The sequence below is a fragment of the Metabacillus bambusae genome, from assembly GCF_017497975.1.
Lineage (GTDB): Bacteria > Bacillota > Bacilli > Bacillales > Bacillaceae > Metabacillus > Metabacillus bambusae.
Window position 1 is genome coordinate 117,401 of record NZ_JAGDEL010000014.1, and the last position, 21,744, is coordinate 139,144.

Below are 21,744 nucleotides of genomic sequence, written 5' to 3' on the forward strand. Positions count from 1 at the left end.
ATTTCTCCTTTCAATATATAGTACTTAATTAGCGGTTTGCTCCAAATGGTTTAATTTCACCGTGTTTACCTTCTTTGGTAATTTCAGATGTATCACCATCTAGCTTTATTTTTAAAGTTGGTGCGAATGTACCTCCAAATTTCACTTGACCATTCTCATCTTTTGGTTCGTTGATGAAGCTAATTACTTGCTGATCTGGTAAAACCATCCAAGAATATGCTTGATATGGATTTTCCTTTGGATTCGCAATAACAAGACCACTTTCATTCATAGGTTTATAATCACCGAACAACCCTTCACCAACAAATCCATATACACCATCAGGTCCAGTTAAGCCTGGTGCATAAGTAAATGTATGGCTAATTGTAAATAAATAATAGTTATCTCCATTAACTACAACGTGTGGGCGTTCCATTTGATGATTTGTCCCAATTGATTCAAGTAATGGTGGTAAAAGTTTCAATTCACTAACGTCCTCATCAAGTACTTCTGCGATTCCGATATTACCGTTATACTTTTCCGCTCCTGCAGGTACTGAGTGGGTTTTACGGTATTCTTCATCACCGATATTCTCAGGTTTAATAAAATCTCTGTTGCTTCCAGCTTGTCCTTCAAAAATAATATATTCTTTTCCAGTATTCGGATCTTGTAAAAAGAATGGATCACGGAATGCCGTAATGATCGGACTATCGGCTTGTTCAATTGTTTCATAATGCTTTCCATCTGCTTCAAGGATGATTTCATGCTTTCCTTCATTCGTCAGATGTACTCCGTTCTTATCAGCACTGATGTCGAAAGTTGTTTTAGCAAGACGTTGTACAGCCCTTTTATCCCAGCCGTTATAGTCCCAATTCTCTCTATCTCCAGTAGCAGTATAGAATAAATGCACTTTACCATCTTCATCAATCATAGAAGTACCAGCCCATTGCATATAACCTTTTGCATTATCATAGTCATATGGGATTCCAGCGTAAGTCCAGTCTTTACCGTTTTTAGAATAAAACATCCCGATTCTCGCTTCGGTATGGCGTTCTCCCCATCCTAAAGTACGAGGTGCTACCAATGCGAATGCAACTCGATAGCCATTTACAGTCGCAAGTGAACCATCTCTATTTTGTAGAGGCCATGTATCCCACACCCATTGATCAGGTGCTACAAGATCAAATTCAAGGTCAATTTTAGGTGCTGTTGTTTCTTCTGTAAGCTTTACTTTTTCTGCTTGCTGACGTGACCAGACTGAAGTTTGCTCCACTTCTGCCGCCATTGCTGGTGTAATAGCAAGACAATTTGCTGCTACAACAGCTGATAACACAAACTTTTTAATTTTACTACTTCTCATTTCCATTTCCTCCATTTTCCACGGTTGTTTTAGGAATTTTCCGTTTTTATAAACTATTCCTACACTTATGTCTGACAACAAAAAAAGACCTAAAATGTATAAGGGTATGTCACCAAAAATAGGTACACTTTTCCCTTAATACACTTTAGGTCTTGCCTGCTTAACCAGTCACAATCCCGCATAATTTTGTTTACAAGGATCATTCTATTCTGTTCGACAATTTATAGCAATAGTATAATATACTCTTAATTTTCCAAAGTATAATAGTTATATACTCACGTTCACAAAACATCTTTGTAGTAAAATATTCATCCTTTTTAAAAAACTACTCTATCATTCTTAGTACTATTTAATCTTCTTCTCCTGTAATGGCAGTATCGATACTCCATACTCTCATAAGTCGTACAAAAGGCTCTCCTTCAATCCCATATACTTCAAGACCTTTTGATTGATCAAGTGTTGGAAATACACGGGAGGATATGCTTTTTTCATTATTTACATAGGCTTCAACAATTGATTTATCAACAAATAGTTGTAGCTTTAAGATATTATCCTCAAGGGTCAGGTTACCACCTTGAACTCCCTTTTCAATCTCAGGATTTTCACTTGAACGCTCACGATCAATATGAATGGTTTTGCTTTCATTATGATAAAAAACAGTCGTTTCTTCCCGATTATTTGGATCTTTTAAAAGTTTCAATCCGGCAGCTTTCGTATTTGAAACATCGAGTTCTAACTCGATTTCAAATTGATCGCTTTGGATTTTTTTAAGCTGTTTATTTGCTTCATCCATTGTGGCATTTTCAATAGATGTTAGTTCTTCCTTTCGAAGTGATTGTACCTCTTTAATCGGACGAATCCCAAGATCTAGCTTGTCATTTATATAAATTTCAAGTGGCATTCCAGCGCCATGTGCCCATCCTGATTGATATTTTTCAGCTTCTGAACGCCTGTCTTGTAAAATACTCGTTACAATAGTCCTTCCCTTCTCGTCCACAAATCCTTGTGCTCCAGTGAAATGTTCACCATAATCAAACATTTTTGGCTCCTGGCTGTCAGGGATAAACTCTAATTTTTCTGGATCCCAGGTCCCAATCCAATAGAATGTAAACCGAGCAGCATCAGGACTAGGATTCATGAAATAAGGACTAATCATAAATACATATTTTTGTTCATTCGTTTCATCATTTTTAATCGGTACTAAGAATGGCAATTCCCAAACATCCCCTGTATGAGGATAGTTTACTTTATCACCTATCATCAATGGCTTTTCGTACTTCCAGTGTTCAAGGTCTTCTGACGTGTATAGTAAAGCTGTACCACCTGCAGCTTCCACACCAGAACCAACAAGCTGATACCATTTGTCTCCATCTTTCCATACGTATGGATCACGAAATTGGCCAAACATCACCTTTCCTTTTGGTGTATCCATATTCTCCTCTTGTATTGTTACAGGGTTAGGATTCATGTTCCAGTCGTTCAGGTTGACATCATTTGGATCTGCTGCCCTGGCCATCCCAGTCATTTGATTCGGCTTCATTTCATCATGTCCTGCTGTGTAAAATAACACTGGTACTCCATTTTTATCATATGTTGCACTACCAGACCAAACGCCATCACGAGCTGCGGTTCCCTCTGATGGACTTAAAGCAATAGGACTGTCTTCCCAATGAATCATGTCTTTACTTGTGGCATGTCCCCAATGAATTTGGTGCCAAAAAGGACCAGCTGGATTAAACTGATAAAACAAATGATACTTACCGTTATAATAAATAGGTGCATGCGGTTCATTCATCCAATGCTGTGGAGCTGTAAAATGATAATTAGGCCGATAACGATCCCCTTTATAAACTGTTCGATCAAAAGACGTATTTGGAATTGGCAGTTCATGATTAAACGTGTTATTGACCTCATCATACTGCTGCTTAATCTGTTCATCACTAAATGCTTCACTGTACAATGAAACATTATCCATTAATCCATTAAACATATTTGCTTGAAACACATCAGATACAGAAACAGCCTGATTGTGCTTTCCGACTAGTAATGGCAGATGATCCGCTGGGACAAACTGACTATCTTCGGGCACTTCTTTTTCTTGTACGAGCTCACCGTTTATATACAGTGAGATTTTATTTGTTTGCTTATTAAATTGTGCAGCAACATAGGACCATTTATCTTTCGGCAGGATTTTCCCCGCTGGTGACCACATTTCATGCCATTGATCGTTAAGTGCAAGCTGAAACGTTATATATCCATGACGTCCCATCCCTAAAATAAAGCCTTGTTTGTTTGCTTTATCATGTTGATTCATTATAACGGAGGTTTGTCCATTGTCTCCCCATTCATATGCCCTTGGTGCAACCCACGCTTCAATTGATAAAGAATCAGTTGGTTTTTGCACCATCTCAGGAGCGACTTCTATCCAGTTTGAATATCCATCAAATAATAAAGCCTTACTGCTAATCCCGTTTTTCCACTCTGGATCTGAGGTCAATGCATGATGAATATTGGCATCTTTAAATTGAGCAAGATCACTAGTTACTTTTCCAGCACCTTCATCAAATCCCCATTGATGGAGTGCTTGACCATTAAGTGCGTATTCTAATAGCTGATCTTCCTTAATGTTGTCATTTATTGATTCTGAATCATCCTTTAGTTGAAATTTCATCAAAACTCCCGAAATGATCATGATACAAAGTGCTATGGCAAGTAGCCCCATCCCTATAACTCTCTTCTTTTTCATGTTAAAACTCCTTATATAATAATCTTATTTTCAACGTTAATAGTAAAAAAAGACCTAAAATGGGTAAGAGTTTGTACACAAAGGTACATACTCCCTACCACATTTTAGGTCTTGCCTGCTTTCCAGTCACAATCCTACAATATTTAATTTTTCATGATCATAGTATTGTATTTCATTGAATACTAACTTTCAATAGATCAATAGATATAGATGGGTCTATTGGAATGAATCAATTTTACACTTAAGTAATACTCACTTATTTTACTTTTTTTCTTGTATGCTTAAAGGCACCTCAATCAACTTCCACTTCTGTGACGCTTCACTATTAAACTCATTAATCTCTACAACTGTTCCATCTTCTATTTTGCGGTCTGGCACTTCAAGCGCCTTACCGCTGTTCACTACGTTAAATGTCACAGTACCGTCCCAATTATCTGTAATTCTCCACTGTTGGTTATCGTAGCCAAAGTACTCCCATATCTGTACATCATCTCCATTTGAGGTTCCAGAAGCATCTAAGACTTTGTTACTCTTTTGAGAAAGAACTTTGTAAATTCCAGATGGCTCTCCTTCTATATTCCATACCTGTTCCAAGGTACCACTCTTAGGTCTTATCTTCACTTTTGATCCATTTGATGTTCCATCAACAGTAAGTGCTTTACCGCTATTATCCTCAACGATCTTAAAAGAAGTTTTACTCTCCACTACAGTTGTTCCAATTACTTTTCCATTATTTGCAATTGCTGAAATAGTCGCCCTTCCGTATCCCACTACCTTTATATCCGCACTAGATTCATCAAATTTTTCCACCTCAGCTATTGTTGGATTGCTAGTTTGCCATTTGATCTTTTGGTTTTTGGCAGACCTTGGGAGTATCGATGTAGATAACCTATGTGACTGTCCAATCCTGAGTTCAAGCTTGCTATGATCCATCACAACTTTATTTGGTGATGTCCCTTCATAAGATTCATCTTTCCAGATCCCAGCTAATGGATACACATTTAAGGAAACAATTTTTACATTTCCACCCTTTGTATAAAAGCTCATTCCATCACTTGCTCCATCAGGAAAGACCACATTTGAGAAAACAGCTTGACCGTCATTTCCAAATACTTCAACCGATGACTCATCAACATAAATTCTCATCTTAACTCGTTTATTATTTGGCTTTATTGTTGTTTCATGATAAGTAGTAAAGTTTTCAGAAAAATCAATTTCCCCTGATTCGGAACGGTCGAAAAACATCTTTGAATCGGTAACATTGTAGCCTACAACTGTCTTTTGATCCTCTGATTCTCTAAGTCGAAAGCCAAATTCTTCTGTTCCATTGTCTTTAGGTAGCTCAAATTCTGCAACAATTTCATAGGCTGAACCATTCAAGTCTGAAAGCAAGTTGGGATCATTCATTTTTACAATCCTATTACTCCTTGAGAATGCTGGTCCTCTTAGTTTTTCTAATTCTTCGATCGGATTTTGCAACATGCGAACCCCCTCTTCTGGAACTGTTTTTAATGTTAATTCGCGGGGAATTGACATTTGTCCCTGCCATGGGGAAGTTGGAAAACTGAAAGGGTAATCCCAATTGCTCATCCAACCTAATGATATGCGACGACCGTCTGAAGCAGGAATATCAGAAAATGACATGGCTGCATACATTTCTTTTCCATATTCATTCTTCAATAAGAATCCCTCAGGATGATCACTAACAAAGCGTTTACCATCAAAGGTACCAACAAAGTATTCTGAATCAGATCCGTTCGTATTTAGATTGGCACCTGTACTGATTGATAACACCCATTTTTTATTATTTTCATCTCCATCAACCGGCAGCTGAAAGAAATCTGGACATTCCCACACTCCACCTCTTACATACTTACCATAACCAAATGATTCGATAAGTTCCCAATTCAACAAATCCTTTGACGTGAAAAATCGGATATGATCTCCTCCTGAAACAACCATCACCCACTGCTTATGATCTTCATCCCAAACTACTTTTGGATCGCGGAAATCCCAGCCTTCTCCACCATAAAATTCACCAATATTAGGGATGATCGGATTGCCATCATAAAACTCCCATGTTCTTCCCTTATCCCGACTATAAGCCACACCTATCTTTTGATCTCCATTGTGCTTAGCTGGATTGAAAGATGTGTAATAGGCAATTAAACCCGAGCCTTCTTCATTAAACAACCCTGAAACATTTTCATTATCAACTACTGCTGAGCCTGACCATGCATGTCCCATCTCATTCCAAGGGATCGCTATCGGCAATCTCTTCCAATGGACGAGGTCTGTACTAACAGCATGTGCCCATTTGCCGCCATCTTGGTGAAAGAGATGGTATTCTCCTTCATAATAAACCAACCCGTTGGGATCACTTGCTGAACCTCTTGCTTGGGTAAAATGATATTGTGGTCGATATAGCTCAGTATAATAATCATCAAATGATGTCGCATAAACATTTTGAAAATAGGCAGTTCCGTTATGCACATTTAAACCAAATTTCCCATTAGAGTAAGCAGTATCTTTTACATTTATGACAGGATCGGCAAATCCATCTACATACACCATTATATTTGATCCCTTTGCATGGACTTCAAAATGATACGTCTTGCCTAATTCAACATTTCTATCTACCATACCAACCGTTCTATCTCCATTAAGATCCAATAAACGAATATTATTTAAATTAGGATCAATCGTTAGCATATACCCTCTTGTTGCATCTGAATTTGCACGAAAAACGAGTCCTGCCGTTCCATATGCAGTATCAGCATCCACTTTTAAGTCACCTTCTAGAACGAAATCCGTTTTTGTCGTTTCAGCTACACGATACGTATTATTAGCTCCAGAACTAACTCCTTCCATCCCTTCCAGATGTGGAGCCCATTCTCCATTATATGAAACCCATCCATCTAAATTTGTATTCATTTCACTTATTTCTATGTTTTGAAAGACTACACTTCCATTTGACGCATGAAGTCCTAAAAAACCTTCCGTATAGACATCATCATCAATACTAATCACAGGTTCCGAATTGTTTTGCCAGTATACGTATAAAGAAGTTCCCTCCGCTTTTACTCGGATATGATAAAGGTTACCTGATTCTATTGAAACATTACTATTAGCAATTTCTTTATTTTGTTCCGTATCATATAAGCGAATACGATCTGTTTTAGGATCTATTTGCAAACCATAAGCCTGCAAACCTGTTTCATTTGAACGAAAAATTAATGTTCCTACAGCCTTTTTATCTTTTACAATAACATCTGCTTCATAATTGAAATTCGTAACAGATGTATGTGATACAGCATAAATATTTTCTTCCGATTCAGCTGTACCAACTAATCCTTCTGCAGATGTAGTCCATTTACCTTCTTCCATTTTCCAATCTGTTAGATTTGTTCGGACCTCATATACGGACACTTTACTAAAGGTTGCTGTCCCATTATCAACATGAAAGCCTGTAACTCCTTTTGAATATCGTGAATCCTTTACATTCAAAATCATTTTTTCATTTAAGAATACTTTAATAGCAGGTCCATCAGCAATTATTTTTAATTGATAGCTAACATCCGTTTCAATTTCTTTATTGATAGGCTTTCCTACATTTAAACCAGTTTTAATATCAACTAATTGAATTTTATTCTTTTTTGGTTCTAAGCTAAGCATATATCCACCTATGCCTGCTTGATCCGCTCGAAATACAATGGAACCTAACGCCCCAGGTGTAGAATTGTCGATCATTACATTTGCTTCATAGACAAAATTACTCCCAACCTCGGTAGTTGTTAAGTTAATTGCAGGTTGTTTCTTTCCACTTTTGCCTCTGATATCACCGCTTGATTCTTTCGACCAAGTACCCGATATAGGTAAATAACCGAATATAGCAGCTTTATGTTCAGATGCCGTAACTTGAAGATGACTATCAATATATAAAGCTGAGAAAACGAATACGATTAGCAAAGCTAATTTAATAACATTTGATTTCTTATTTTTCATTTAATCACATCCCATATATATTTAAGCGCTTTCAAAATTGATGATAAAAAAAGGATTGAAGGTGAAATTTACGTCAATCCCAAATTTTTTATTTTTTCTAGCTAAAATGTAGGCTGTTTATAGGCCTTACCTGATCGGAATAACTTTTATCAAATGAAGGGATTGCAGAAATTGCCCCTACTTTCGTACAAACAATCGCTCCTACTTTGTTACTGAAAGAAATTATCTTTTTTAAATGTTCAAAGTTATTTCCAATGTTTTGTGGATCTCCTACTTTTGCTAACTGAAAAAGGGTTGCTCCTACAAATGCATCTCCAGCTCCCGTTGAATCTATTGATTGGACGTTGAAACTTGGAACTATGTCATGTTCCACTCCGTTAGAAATCAAGGTTCCAGCTTTCCCTAGAGTAACTGCGATAACACCTGCTCCAAATTTATGGAGTTTGTTAAGGCCTTCTACTACATCCTTTTTTCCAGAAATTATTTTTAGTTCATCATCACTTACTTTTACAAAATCAGCTAAAGCTATCGCCTCCTTAGCTAACTCAGTAAACTTTGACGTATTTCCTTTCCACAGGTCTTTTCTGTAGTTAGGATCAAACGATATAAACTTCTTTTCTCCATTGGCAAATAACATCGTGTTAATGTAAGTAGATTGGAACGGATCCTCTAATAATGCTGTTGCTGATCCAAAATGAAGAATCTTTGCTTGCTTAACTTTGTCCTTGTCTATTTCACTTTCAGATAAAAATGCATCAGCACCTCGATTGAAAACAAAATCTCGTTCTCCGTTTGCTTGTAAAGATACAAATGCTAACGTTGTCAGATGATCTTCATCAAACATAAGCATGGATGTATCAACACTTATTTCATCAAGCGCTTTCTTTAAAAAATGTCCGAACGAATCATTCCCAACTTTTCCACTGAATACAGCATGGCCGCCCAACTTTGCAATCGTTGCACATACATTTGCAGGTGCTCCTCCTGCTTGTTTTTCAAAATTCCTACCATTAATTGAATCAATGTCCACGTCTGTACAGAAAAAATCAATTAATAATTCACCAATGCAAATGATAGATGAACGCATAAAATACCACCATCCATTCTATGAAATATAGAAATTATTTTAACTTTCGTTCATACTCTATTAATAAAGCCCTAACCAAATAGTTGATTAGAGCTTTATCTTAATTTACTCCCATATCGAACTAATTTCAGTTAGTTCTAAATATGTCACCTTCATTCTTCCATCTTGTGAGAATAAAAGTAATTCCTTAAGTTCTTCACTTGGAAATAATAAGCTAGTAATAGCTATTTCACCATCATTCGCAAATACCTCGATAGATGAAGCGTCAATGAACATCTGTATTTTTATCTGATTACCCTTCAGCTTTAAAGGAGCTTCTTGAATAATAGGAAATGATGTAGAGAAGCTATGCTCACCTGCTTTTGTTCGATCAACTACTAACGTTTCTTTTTCAACGTCAAAGCTAATGGTCGTTTTTTCAGCTTTAGAATTCTGTAAGATCATATCGAATTTAGATGCATCAATCTTTTCAATTTCAATATTTATCTCCATTAATTGATTATTCAAGGCAAGGCAAACTGGATTACTATCTTCAATAGTTATGTTATGTTGAAACCTGCTATTTTTTCTTAACCTACTAATTTCTGAAACTGGCTTTTGAATAATCCGTATACCATTCTTACTTGATGATAAGGATAATTCGCGTGGAAGTGTCATTGCACCTCGCCATTCTTTTGATGGAACTTGATTCGCATATCTCCAATTACTCATCCAGCCAATGTAAATTCTTCTGCCATCTCCATCTGGTATATCAGACCAACTAACACCTGCATAGTTGTCCCTTCCGTAATCTAACCATAAGATCGTCTCATCATCATGGTGATTAACAAAGGTCGTTCCATCAAAATCTCCAATAAAATATTGGGTTCTGGAACCTTCTATAAATTCTCCCGTATCACCAATACTGACTACCATAACCCACCTCTGATTATTCTCATCATGGTCAACTGGTAATTGAAATAGGTCAGGACATTCCCAAAATCCGTCATGTGAACCTGCTTTGCTACCAAATTCACTAGCAAACTCCCATTCTTTTAAATTTGGAGATGTGTAAATTGTGACGGATTGCCCTGTAGCTAATATCATGATCCATTTATTGGTGTGATTATGCCAAAACACTTTTGGATCACGATAGTCTGTAATCGTAGTATCTGAAAGCACAGGATTCCCCTCATATTTCTCCCATGTTCTACCATTGTCATGACTGTATGCTAAGCTTTGGCGTTGACGTGGCCTATCAGAATCAGGATACGTATCATTACTTGTATAGATGGCCACCAACCCTGGTTGATCATCAAAAAATCCTGACGTATTATGCCAATCAACAACAGCACTGCCTGAGAAAATCGTTCCATTTTCATCAGGATGTAATGCTATAGGAAGATGCTCCCAATAAATTAAATCTTTACTAACCGCATGCCCCCAATGCATTGGACCCCAAATCGTGTCAAATGGATGGCATTGATAAAATAAATGGTATTCACCGTTAAAATACACCATTCCGTTAGGGTCATTTAACCATTTTTCTTCTGGTGAAAAATGAAATTGGGGACGATATGTTTCTTTTAATTTTTGTACCATTTTTATTCTCCTTTTTATGATTTTGTAAATAGAGATTGACTCAAACTCTTTGGTTTTGAGTCAGCCTCTATCAGATTGATGAACTACCCTTTATTGTTGATTTCGATCATAGCCTGTTTGTTTAATTTCCAACCATTCTTGTAAGCCAAGTCGATCTAATTCTTTTAAATATGCATCCCATTCTGCTTCTACTTTTCCAGTTGCCATCCATTCAGCTCTTTTTCTATTTACATATGCAAACAAATCAGTTTCAATCGTTGCGAGTTTATCTAATTCATCTATTGAGAAAAATACTTTTGGATAAATATTTTCTGCTTTCATGTGAGGAACCATAACTTCTTTCATTAAGTCTAATCGCCACGCAGCATCGTCTGGTTTCGTTGTAACCGTGCCGTAATATTCATCTAAGATTGCTAATGGCCCATTGATACTTGTTTTTTGTCTAACTTCAACCGGAGCTGCTCCCTCTAATGGTAAATGCTTTAACATATTTTCGGCTTTATCAAATTCGAAAATATTTTGTTGTTCTTCATCTCCATAAGTACCCCAGTTGTTTTGAACTGATTGATGTGGATCATATAATTGATCAATCCATTTTGCTGTTAATTCTAGGTTTTTATTAGCACTTGTAATAACCATTCTTCCTCTATCAAAGCCCATTCCATTTGTTCTAGTTGCATTAATATGACCGTCTGGGCCCGCTAAAGGTGGCATTAACTCATATTTATCATTCATACCCGTTATATTTGCCTTATCCCATGTAAAATACATTCCATATCGCTCGTCTTTTCCTTTTGCAAGATACGTATTCCAATCATGCTCAAATGCCTCAATATCTATTAATCCCTCTTTATATAAATCTGCAAAGTAGGAAATTCCCTCCTTATAGCCTTCGTCCGCTGCTGTAAATAATACTTTTCCTTCATTACTTACTACAGTGTGATCCCAGTTATCACCTAATCCAAAGGATCCAAAAAGAAAAGCAGGATCTTCTCCACCATGATTAATAATAAAAGACATCGGTATTTCATCGGCCTTTCCGTTACCATTTGGATCTTGCGTTTTAAAAGCTTGTAATACCTGTTTTAATTCCTCAGTTGTTTTCGGCATTTCTAATCCTAATTTATTTAACCATTCCACATTTATCCAAGGAAAATCGTCAATTGAATGAATATTTTCTTTACCGGTTCCTAGTTCCTCAATCCATGGAAATGAATAAATATGTCCATCTGGAGCTGTAATCATCGATTTATACTCTGGTGCAGCCTCTAGCACCTTTTGTAAGTTTGGCATGTATTTCTCGATTAAATCTTCAACTGGAATAATTGCTTCATCTTTTGCTAGTTTTAGTAAATCATAGTCACTATATCCCGCATCCATGATTGCATCCGGAAGATCACTACTTGCAACTGCTAAGTTTCTTTTTTCAACAAAGACATCATTTGTGTAGTTCTTCCATTCGATATGAACTCCTGTTTCTTCCTCTAATCGTTTATAAATTAATTTTTCATTTGGATCTTCTGGAGCTAACGGTGAACTTTGTGTAATAAACTTTAAAGTAGCCTCTTCCTTTAATGGAAAGGTCACATCGGAAAGTTCATAATCCTCTGATGAAGATGTATTTTTACTACTACATCCAGCTAGTAAAACAAAAGCAATAGCTGACGTACACACAATTTTTTTGGCATTTTTCATATTAAATCCCCCTATTTTTTCTTATGGATAAACTTGGTTGTTGATTTCCGCTGCAGGCGTTCGCTTTCCGCGGGCGGTCCGGGAGCCTCCTCGGTGCTTTGCACCTGCATGAGTCTCCCTTGGACTCGCACTCCCGAAGGAGTCTCACATATCCGCTCCAATCAACAAGGTTCGAAATCAAAAGTAAGATTTAACAGTATCTCACTTGTAAGCATTTACAAATCTATGTCTAATTTGTTCATTATTTCAATGAACCTACCATGACACCTTTTTCAAAGTACTTTTGGAAAAATGGATACATAATAATTAATGGAAGACTTGAAATAACAATTGCTGAATATTTGATCATCTCAGAAACTTTTGCTAGTTCAGCCATTGCTAATTGGTCATTAATCATACCTGGTTCTGCCTGATTTTGAATTAATATGGATCTTAATACTAATTGCAATGGATGTAAGTTAGGGTCCTCTAGATAAATCATTGCATCAAAATATGAGTTCCATTGACCAACGAATGCATAAAGTGCTAATACGAATATAATTGGTTTTGACAGCGGTAACACAATCTTGAAAAAAATAAGTAAATCTGATGCACCATCGACTTTTGCTGCTTCATGTAATTCATTTGGAATTCCTTTAAAATAAGTTCTAGCTAAAATAATATTCCAAACATTCACAGCACCTGGAAGCAAAATTGCCCAAATTGTATTCAACATTCCTAGATCTTTAACAACTAAATAAGTTGGAATTAAACCACCACTAAAGAACATGGTAATCAGGAATAACGTCATAAAGAAATTTTTCCCAACGAAACCATTAACTGATAATGGAAAGGCCGCAAAAACAGATACCACAACCGTTATCACTGCTAATCCAACAGAATAAAGCATGGCATTTAAAAACCCTCTAACCATTGCATCATCTGATAAAATCCGCTTATACCCTTCAAGACTCCAATCTGAAAACTTAAATGAAATACCTTGATTTAATAACACTGTCGGATCCATGAATGATGCAATGACGACATAAATCAAAGGAACTAAAACCACTAAAACAGCTAAACATAAGAAAATATTATTTAAAGATAAAATGATCCGATCTATGCGGGTATGTCTAATCATGTGAATGGCTCCTTTCTATTAATATAAACCTTCACCTTCGTTTAATTTTTTGACGACGATATTCACGACTACGAGCAAGATTACATTAATAACGGAATTAAACAGTCCTACAGCTGTGGAATATGCATAATCACCTGCTTGTAAACCTACTTTATATACATAGGTTGGTAGAATCTCAGATGCTGGTATATTCATTGCCGTTTGCATTAAATAGGCTTTTTCAAAACCTATTGCCATAATACCGCCTGCACCTAAAATAAAGATAATCGCCATTAACGGCTTAAGTGTTGGCAGATCAATATGAATAATTCTTTGCAAAATATTTGCCCCATCAATCGTTGCTGCATTGTGCAATTCTGGGTCTACATTTGCTAAAGCTGCAACATACACAATCGATGCCCAACCTGCTGCTTGCCAGATACCTGATAGAATATAAATTGACCTGAAATATTCTGGTTCGGACATAAACATAATAGGTTTACCTGTTATAAAGGCAATTATGTTATTAATTGGACCTGTCGGTGATAAAAATATGAACAGCATCCCAACAATAACAACCACTGAAATAAAATTTGGTGCATACAATATAAGTTGGACGTTTTTCTTTATAGCTGTTCGGCGTACTTGATTGATCATTAAAGCTAAAATAATTGGGACTGGGAAACCAAGTAATAATCCAAACAAACTAAGTTTGAGTGTACTCATAAAAATTGTTTCGAAGTTTGGTGATGTTAAAAAATCTGTAAAATGCTTAAATCCTACCCATTCACTACCTAAAATCCCTTTGATCGTACTAAAATCTTTAAAGGCAATAATTGAACCGTACATCGGGATATACTTAAATATGATCGTAAGGATAACTGCAGGAGCAATGAGTAAATAAAGAAAATAATTCTTTTTAATATACTCGATTTGGCTTTTTACTTTTGATTTTGTCTCTTTTTCATTTTTTATCTGTACACTTGATTCGTTCTTTGTGTTTACTAATTCTTGCAAGCTTTTAACCCCCTTTAACCTGAGAATATACTATTTAAAAGAACTTACTAACGAAAACGGTTACATTTCCTTTTGTCATGACAATTTTTCATTAAGCATCACAATACACCCGTCATGTGAAGGATATTTCCCCAGCAATATTTTCCCCTCGCGTAGTTTGTTCTCTATGTGTCTTCTACTATATCAAGATCGCAAGAAGGAATATTTCAATATCTTTGGTTGTACATATTTAATTTTTTTGGATGTTTTTAATAAGAAAAGCGCAAGCGCCTTGATCAGACCAGACAGGCATAAGACGCTTATGGGTAGATGGTGGCTCAAGGGCAACACTAGAATTATGTAAATACGCTAAACATAAAAAATCCCCTAGTAAACACACTAGGGGAGAACAATTTGAAAGGTCTCAATCTTTTTGAATATCTTCTAGACCATTATTAATTTTTTCAACAGCTTCATTCACTGAAGTCCTTACATTTTTACCACCAATTCCAACATCCTCAAATAATTTCTTAATCGCACCACTTACGATAGGATAGGCTGGAGTAACTGGTCGGTTCTTTGAGTATTTTTGTGCTTGTTGTACAAATATATTTCTTGGGTACTTATTAAGCTCAGGAAATTCATTGGCTACAGAATATCTCGGCGGTAGATCTCCTGTGATTTCAACATACTTTTTTGATCCCTCAAAACTAGTAACATATTTAATGAATTCCCACGCTTCCTTAGGATTATTAGACTTTGAAGAGATTCCAAGAGCCCATCCTCCATTTGGAACAACCTGATATTTTGCCTTTGGCAAAGAGGCAATTCCAAAATCTTCTCCTAATTTAAATTCTGGAAAATTTTTTTCAATGTCTGCTAATGACCAAGAACCCATTACAGACATAGCAAGATTTCCGGATACAAAAGGATCTGGTGGTAATTCAACAACAGCTACTTTATGTTTTTGATAAAGATCTTGATAAAATTGCAGTGCTTCTAATGCTTCATTAGAATTTAAATAACCTTCTACTGACGTTGCATCAGGGCTTATGACTTCTGCTCCGAACTGCCATAAGAGTGGTAATTTAAAATATGCAGGAGATTCGCCATCACTAAATCCCTGTGCTGGATCTATCCCAACAATATTTTTAGAAGGATTATTTATTTTCTTCGCAATGCTTAAAACCTGATCCCAAGTCAATGGTTTATTGGGATCCTTTGAAGGGAATGGCACACCTGCCTCTTTAAAGAGCTGCATATTATAAAAGAGTGCTACCCCAGATTCTACGATTGGAGAAAGGTAGATCTCCTCTTCATATATTAAACCATCAAGAGTAGTAGATGGGATATCTTCTATATTCCCTTCTGATCTCATGTATTTATCTATAGATAAAAGTGCTCCTGAATTTGCATATAATGCCAAATTAGGACTGTCTATTGACAATATATCAGGCGGATTTCCCGCTGCGATTTCTGTTCGTAACCTTAATTCATAGTCACCATATGGGATGGAAATCATGTTAATTTCAATCGTTGGATGAGATGATTCAAATGTTGAAATTAACTCCTTATAAGCGTTGTTTTCTGATTTCGTTCCGTAATTTCTCCAAAATGTTAATTGAACCTTATCTTTAACATCATTTTGTTTTTCAGAGCCATCTTTCTGATCACTAGAGAATGTGTAGAAAAAAGAGAAACTATATCCTGCTATACTAATAACAACAATTGAAAAAATAAATAACACTATCTTCTTTTTCATACTGTTCCCTTTCTTTTGTCAACATTTATTCTATTCTAACAGGCAGTAAAACCGATAGGTGGGTGATAATTGCCCGAAAGATCCGACGATGAAGGAAGGATATCTAAACATTCGAATCAACAGGCATTGCCGTTTAAGCGTCGAAAGCCTAGCTTTATTGACTCAATTGTAGCGATTTACGAAATTCAACTGGTGTTTGACCAAAATGTTTTTTAAATACTGTACTAAAATAACCTGAGTTAGAAAAACCCACCAGGTGAGCTACGTCGATTATTTTAAGTTGATTATCTTTTAGTAAGCTTTTAGCATTATCCATTCGTAAGTTAATAAGATAGTCACTAAAATTTTGACCGACATAATTTTTGAAAATATCAGATAAATAAGTACTATTAATATGAAACTGTTCTGATAATGTCGTAAGCGAAATTTCACTTGCATAATGTTGTTCCAAATAACGACGAACATTTTCTACAATTGCTGTTCCATTTGAAGAACAACGTGCTTCATATACCTTTTCAATAATAGAGTGTCCTAAATATATAAGCTGCTCCATGACTCGACTATGAGAATTGAGCTCCCATATACTTTGTTGGCAGTTCCATATCATTTTATTTATATCGATTGTATCTATATCATATTTTCTTGCAAGTGAGCCTAACAAAAATAAAATCCTATTTGCAGCAAAAGAAAAGGACATTATGGATTGGTTATTCTTTCCTCCCAATATTGAATAAATATTACTTTTAAAAGCTTCATAATTTGCATCTTCAATAGAGTTAATTAATTTCTTTTCAAAACCAGCTGAAAACTCAAAGATCTCATTATTAACTGTCCCATCTATTACCTGTGAATATGAGCCCATCTGACTTTGACTCCAGGAAAGTAAAGCTGATATATAACCAGTCTTAAATTCTGGAAGACCAGTAACAACCTTACCAATCCCAATAACCGTTTCTAAATCCATAAATTCTTTCACATTTCTTTGCACATCTTTAACCAAACTGGATGATGAATGAATGAACTGATTTGAATCTACTAAATAGATAAAGTGAATCATATTAGCATAACTTACATCATAAAAAGAATACATTCCTACATACCCTTGAGCTATTTCCCTACACATCATCCTAAAAGGGAGCCATAGTTCTTTAAGCTTATTGGGGTTATTACAATCTGATTCTCTTATTTCTACTGTTAAAAATTGAACCTGTGCGTTCTCATTAGCAAAATCTTCTAACTGTAACTGCTGCAGTCTCTCAATAGCCATATTCAGTTCAGACAATTCCTCTTTTACCAAATGAAGCAAATATTGTTCTCGCATTTCTTCTAACTGGTTATGAACAAGTAGATTCATCCTGTCTGATTCGATTCTCTTTCGCTTCTCTTCCTCAGCTGCAATCCGAATCCTTTTTAAAGCTTCTACTAATTCATCAGGATCTACAGGTTTTAATAGATAGTCTATAACACCTTCTATCATCGTAGATCTTACATATTCAAAATCCGAATAACCAGATAATACGATCACTTTTACATTCGGATGTTCTTTTGACACTCGTTTTACAAATTCAATGCCATCCATTATTGGCATTCTCACGTCTGTAATGACAACATCAACCTCAACCTTTTTCAATAAATCTAATGCTTCTTGTCCATTCGAAGCTTCTTCTACTATTTGAAAACCTTCTTTTTCCCACTCAACTTTCAATCTTAACCCTTTACGAATTTGAATCTCATCATCAGTTATTAACACCTTCATCATGTATATCCCCCCCAGTGACCTTTATACACAATGTTATCTTTGTTCCTATACTCTTTTCTGATTGTATTTCATATGAAAAATTTTGACCGTAATATAACTTTAATCGGCCAAGCACATTCCTAAGCCCAATACTAGTTCCCTTACTATCCAATACATTATTTGTTTCATTATTTTTTTCTGTTTTTAATAATCCTGAAATGACATCTTCAGTCATACCCATCCCATTATCTTCTATTATAATAAATACTTGATCTTTAATCTTTTCAGCTTTTATTTTTATTGCTGCATATGTTTTTTCGACAAAACTATATTTAACCGCGTTTTCAACTAAAGGCTGTATAATAAATTTAATGATTGGAAGGGTTTTTGTTTTCGGATCCTCCTCAATTTCAATCGAGATAGCATCTTCATATCTTATCTTTAAAATGTCAGTGAAATTTCGTATATAATTTACTTCTTCACCTAATTTGACAACATCACGATTGGTATTGAGGGAGTAACTCATCATTCGCCCTAAATAAATGCTTACATTCATTACCTCTTTATTTTTACCTTGGACTGCTAAACCTCCAATGATTTCAAGTGTATTGTTTAAAAAATGCGGGTTAATTTGCAATAATAAGGCTTTGTATTCTGCATCCTTTCTACGAATATTTGCTTCATATTCTGTTTCTATTAAGTGGTTTAATTGATCGATTGTATGATCAAAAACTTTTATAACATAACCAACTTCGTGGTTATATGATTTAATTGTTGGCATAAAACGTTTGGCTCCATAAAAATCACCACGTTCAATATATCGCATTGCTCTGGTGAGATTTCCTAGAGGTCGTACGATATTTGAGGAAAGCAAATAAGATGCGAAAATTGTTAAAATAAAAATTAAGGCACTTATTATCAATAAGTTCTGTTGGAGTTGGTTAATTTTCAAAAACAATTCAGACTTGGTAATTTCACTGAACAATACCCAATTTCCGATTTTTAACTTTTGGAAAAATACAAGGTATTCCTCTCCATTATAGTTTGTTTCTATTAAGCCTTTATCATGTTCTCCATTTGTTAATTCTACTAAGCTTTGATTTAATACATATTTCGGTGTCTGTACCTGTCCAGACAAAACGTTCGCTCCATGGTTATCTAATAAATACACTCGACCATTTTCTCCAAGCTTGATTTTACTTAAAGCGGTTTCAAGTAATGATGTTGGAAAATTAACTTTAATAATTCCTGATAAACCTAACGTATTCATATCAAACAAAGGAATAAGATAGCTGTTTATATTCCTCTCACGCATATCTTGATACAGCTGAAAAGAATCTATGTGGGTGCTAACCCACCGTTGATCATTTTCTGAAAAATCCTTCATCCACTCCATATTCTTGAGTGAGGGATTATCCCCCCATGTCCCAGTACCATCATTAAGGAATACGGAGATCGACATTGATTTTGAATTGTTAATCATTATTGATGATAGCTGCATTTTAAGTTGATTTTTCAATAATAAACGCTGAGCACTTGTTGCCCTAGAATTCTCATTCTCCAATTTCATCCATTGTTGAGTTGTTTGATTAATAAGAACTTGCTTCCCAAGATCCTCTGCTTGTGAGGTTATTGAATCAATATAGAGTGAATACTGTTCCATCATTTCTACAGTTGAATCCTTCGTTTGTTCTTCTATTATTGATGTAAACCAACTTGGTATAATAATTGACAATATAAGAAAAGGAACTGTTAACAATAAGGTGAAAATAACGAATAATCGATTACGTAATGAAAAAAACATATAGCCTCCACAGTAAATAATAAATGAAACTAACAAATTATTAAGTTACTTAAACACACTCTATATAACATTTTTTACAAAAAATTCATTTTCTATGGTTAGTATTGAGCTTTCCCTATTCTTACAGAATAAAGAATCACATGCATTATTTTGAAAATTTTTTTATCTTATAATCAGATCGTTGTTCTTAATAAATTTATCATAGCATTTGAAATCTTACCATATGGTCAAATAAAAAGAGGCGTCCCTCTACTACTCTTACTAGTGGACAGCCTCGACCTTTTTAGGGTCTCTTTATGTTTCATTTAAGATGTTGGCAATCTTATTATTCTTCTATTTAACAAGATGCTGTGATCTATATTGACTGGGCGTAATTCCTACATTTTTCTTAAATACCTGATAGAAATATTTGTCGTTCTCATAACCTACTTTGGTAGCAATTTCTGAAACCTTATAATTTGAAGTTCTTAATAGTTCCTTTGCGTTGTTCATTCTTAAAATTGTAATATATTCAAAAATTGTCTTCCCAGCTCTTCTTGAAAACAAGCTGCAAAGATAGGCTGGACTTTTATAAAAGTGCTCCCCAAGCTCTTCTAACACAATCGGTTCTCTAAAGTGAGTTTTTAAATAACTTTTTAGTTCCATAATGAGTTTGTCATTATAAGAGATTTTATGATTATTTAACATTTCTGTCATCTGACTGGCTAATCTTCTAAGCCACACTTTCATATCATCTAAAGAGTCCAAAGAGTTAAGTTTTTCATAAATCTCATGTCTTTCACCCACAGGATTCGTTAACTCAAACTCATTTTCAATATATTCAAGGAGATTGAAAGCCAACTTAAAGCATAAAAATTTTGATTTATTTGGAGAAAGCCTACTTTGCTTTGAATAATTGATGATGTAATCAATCATGTCATTTATTTTCAAAAAAACATCTGATTTACATATGGTAAAATACTGATCGATTTCCTCAATCATACTAGGACCGATTATATTATTCATATTTTCTAAATCAGTATAAGTCGTGAATATCTTATTCGTAAAAATCCCAAGCTTAACTAAATCCTTCGCTTCTCCGTACGCATGGTTTACTTTTGAAAAATCAGAATAGCTTTGACTAATTCCAATGGCGACATCACTATTGTGATATTCTGATACCAATTTAAATACACCATCTAAAAAATCAGTGATTTGACTAGAGTTTGATACCAGAATTGTTATCGTTTTATCAATTGTATAAGGAAAACCTTGTAATCCTTTTTCTGACAATAAAGCTTTAATCCCTATAGTAATTAAATGGATTTTCTCTTCTAAAGAAGGCTCTTGCCTAAAACCTTTAAAATCAATTACAGTAAAGCTATACTCATTTACATTCCTCAATACATCCGGATGAACGATTTGATTACCAAGAATAAATTCTAGTACCTGCTTTTCATCTAAGGCATTTTCATATAACTTCATTCTCTTATCAATTTGTTTTTCTTCTTTGAGTTTCTCAAATTTACAAATTGCTTTTTTTATAGAAGTGAGGATTTCTTCTACTTCAATTGGTTTAACTAAATAATCGATCGCTTCAAGCTCAATCGCTCTTTTAGCATAACTAAACTCAGAATATCCGCTAATAATGATAAATACGGTATCAAGATTAAGTTGCTTAGCTTGCTGGATTAAATCTAACCCATTTATTCCAGGAATTCTTATATCTTGTAAGACAATATCTGGTTTCATATCAACAATTTTTTGAAGAGCTTCTTTTCCACATGAGGCAGAACCAACAAGTTCTATTTGATTTTCATTCCAATTAATTGTTGCATTTAATCCTTCAATCACAATCTTTTCATCGTCGACGATTAAAAGTTTGTACATATCCTATACCACCTTTTAGTCTG

The 21,744-nt window shown here is 35.0% G+C and carries 12 protein-coding genes; all 12 read right to left on the reverse strand.

Annotated elements, in window-relative coordinates; translation table 11 throughout:
* Positions 1-28: 28 nt before the first annotated feature.
* Entirely contained in the window at positions 29-1,339 is a 1,311-nt protein-coding gene (locus tag I7822_RS17695; protein ID WP_243459527.1) for a glycoside hydrolase family 68 protein, read from the reverse strand.
* A gap of 349 nt (positions 1,340-1,688) precedes the next feature.
* Positions 1,689-4,085 carry a GH32 C-terminal domain-containing protein gene (locus I7822_RS17700; protein ID WP_207980431.1) on the reverse strand — a complete coding sequence of 799 codons (2,397 nt, stop codon included), beginning with the start codon at positions 4,083-4,085 and terminating at the stop codon, positions 1,689-1,691.
* A gap of 261 nt (positions 4,086-4,346) precedes the next feature.
* The gene (locus I7822_RS17705) at positions 4,347-8,090 is read right to left on the reverse strand and encodes a GH32 C-terminal domain-containing protein (protein ID WP_207980432.1); all 3,744 of its coding nucleotides are present in this window, start codon (positions 8,088-8,090) and stop codon (positions 4,347-4,349) included.
* A gap of 97 nt (positions 8,091-8,187) precedes the next feature.
* On the reverse strand, positions 8,188-9,177 hold the full coding sequence (locus I7822_RS17710) for a carbohydrate kinase family protein (RefSeq protein WP_207980433.1): 990 nt from the start codon (positions 9,175-9,177) through the stop codon (positions 8,188-8,190).
* 105 nt (positions 9,178-9,282) lie between these two features.
* Positions 9,283-10,758 (reverse strand): glycoside hydrolase family 32 protein, encoded by a 1,476-nt coding sequence (locus tag I7822_RS17715; RefSeq protein WP_207980434.1) that lies wholly within the window; start codon positions 10,756-10,758, stop codon positions 9,283-9,285.
* Positions 10,759-10,848: 90 nt separating this feature from the next.
* Positions 10,849-12,453 (reverse strand): ABC transporter substrate-binding protein, encoded by a 1,605-nt coding sequence (locus tag I7822_RS17720; protein WP_207980435.1) that lies wholly within the window; start codon positions 12,451-12,453, stop codon positions 10,849-10,851.
* 241 nt (positions 12,454-12,694) lie between these two features.
* Entirely contained in the window at positions 12,695-13,573 is an 879-nt protein-coding gene (locus I7822_RS17725) for a carbohydrate ABC transporter permease (protein WP_207980436.1), read from the reverse strand.
* An 18-nt stretch (positions 13,574-13,591) separates the two neighbouring features.
* A complete protein-coding gene (locus I7822_RS17730) occupies positions 13,592-14,527 on the reverse strand; it encodes an ABC transporter permease (protein ID WP_307847799.1) in 936 nt (311 codons plus the stop codon).
* Positions 14,528-14,972: 445 nt separating this feature from the next.
* A complete protein-coding gene (locus I7822_RS17735) occupies positions 14,973-16,310 on the reverse strand; it encodes an ABC transporter substrate-binding protein (RefSeq protein ID WP_207980438.1) in 1,338 nt (445 codons plus the stop codon).
* 154 nt (positions 16,311-16,464) lie between these two features.
* On the reverse strand, positions 16,465-18,069 hold the full coding sequence (locus tag I7822_RS17740) for a response regulator transcription factor (protein ID WP_243459528.1): 1,605 nt from the start codon (positions 18,067-18,069) through the stop codon (positions 16,465-16,467).
* On the reverse strand, positions 18,047-19,852 hold the full coding sequence (locus I7822_RS17745) for a sensor histidine kinase (protein WP_207980439.1): 1,806 nt from the start codon (positions 19,850-19,852) through the stop codon (positions 18,047-18,049). Before I7822_RS17745 ends, I7822_RS17740 begins: the two co-directional genes overlap by 23 nt.
* Before the next feature lie 333 nt (positions 19,853-20,185).
* Positions 20,186-21,721 carry a response regulator transcription factor gene (locus I7822_RS17750; RefSeq protein WP_243459529.1) on the reverse strand — a complete coding sequence of 512 codons (1,536 nt, stop codon included), beginning with the start codon at positions 21,719-21,721 and terminating at the stop codon, positions 20,186-20,188.
* Positions 21,722-21,744 lie beyond the last annotated feature (23 nt).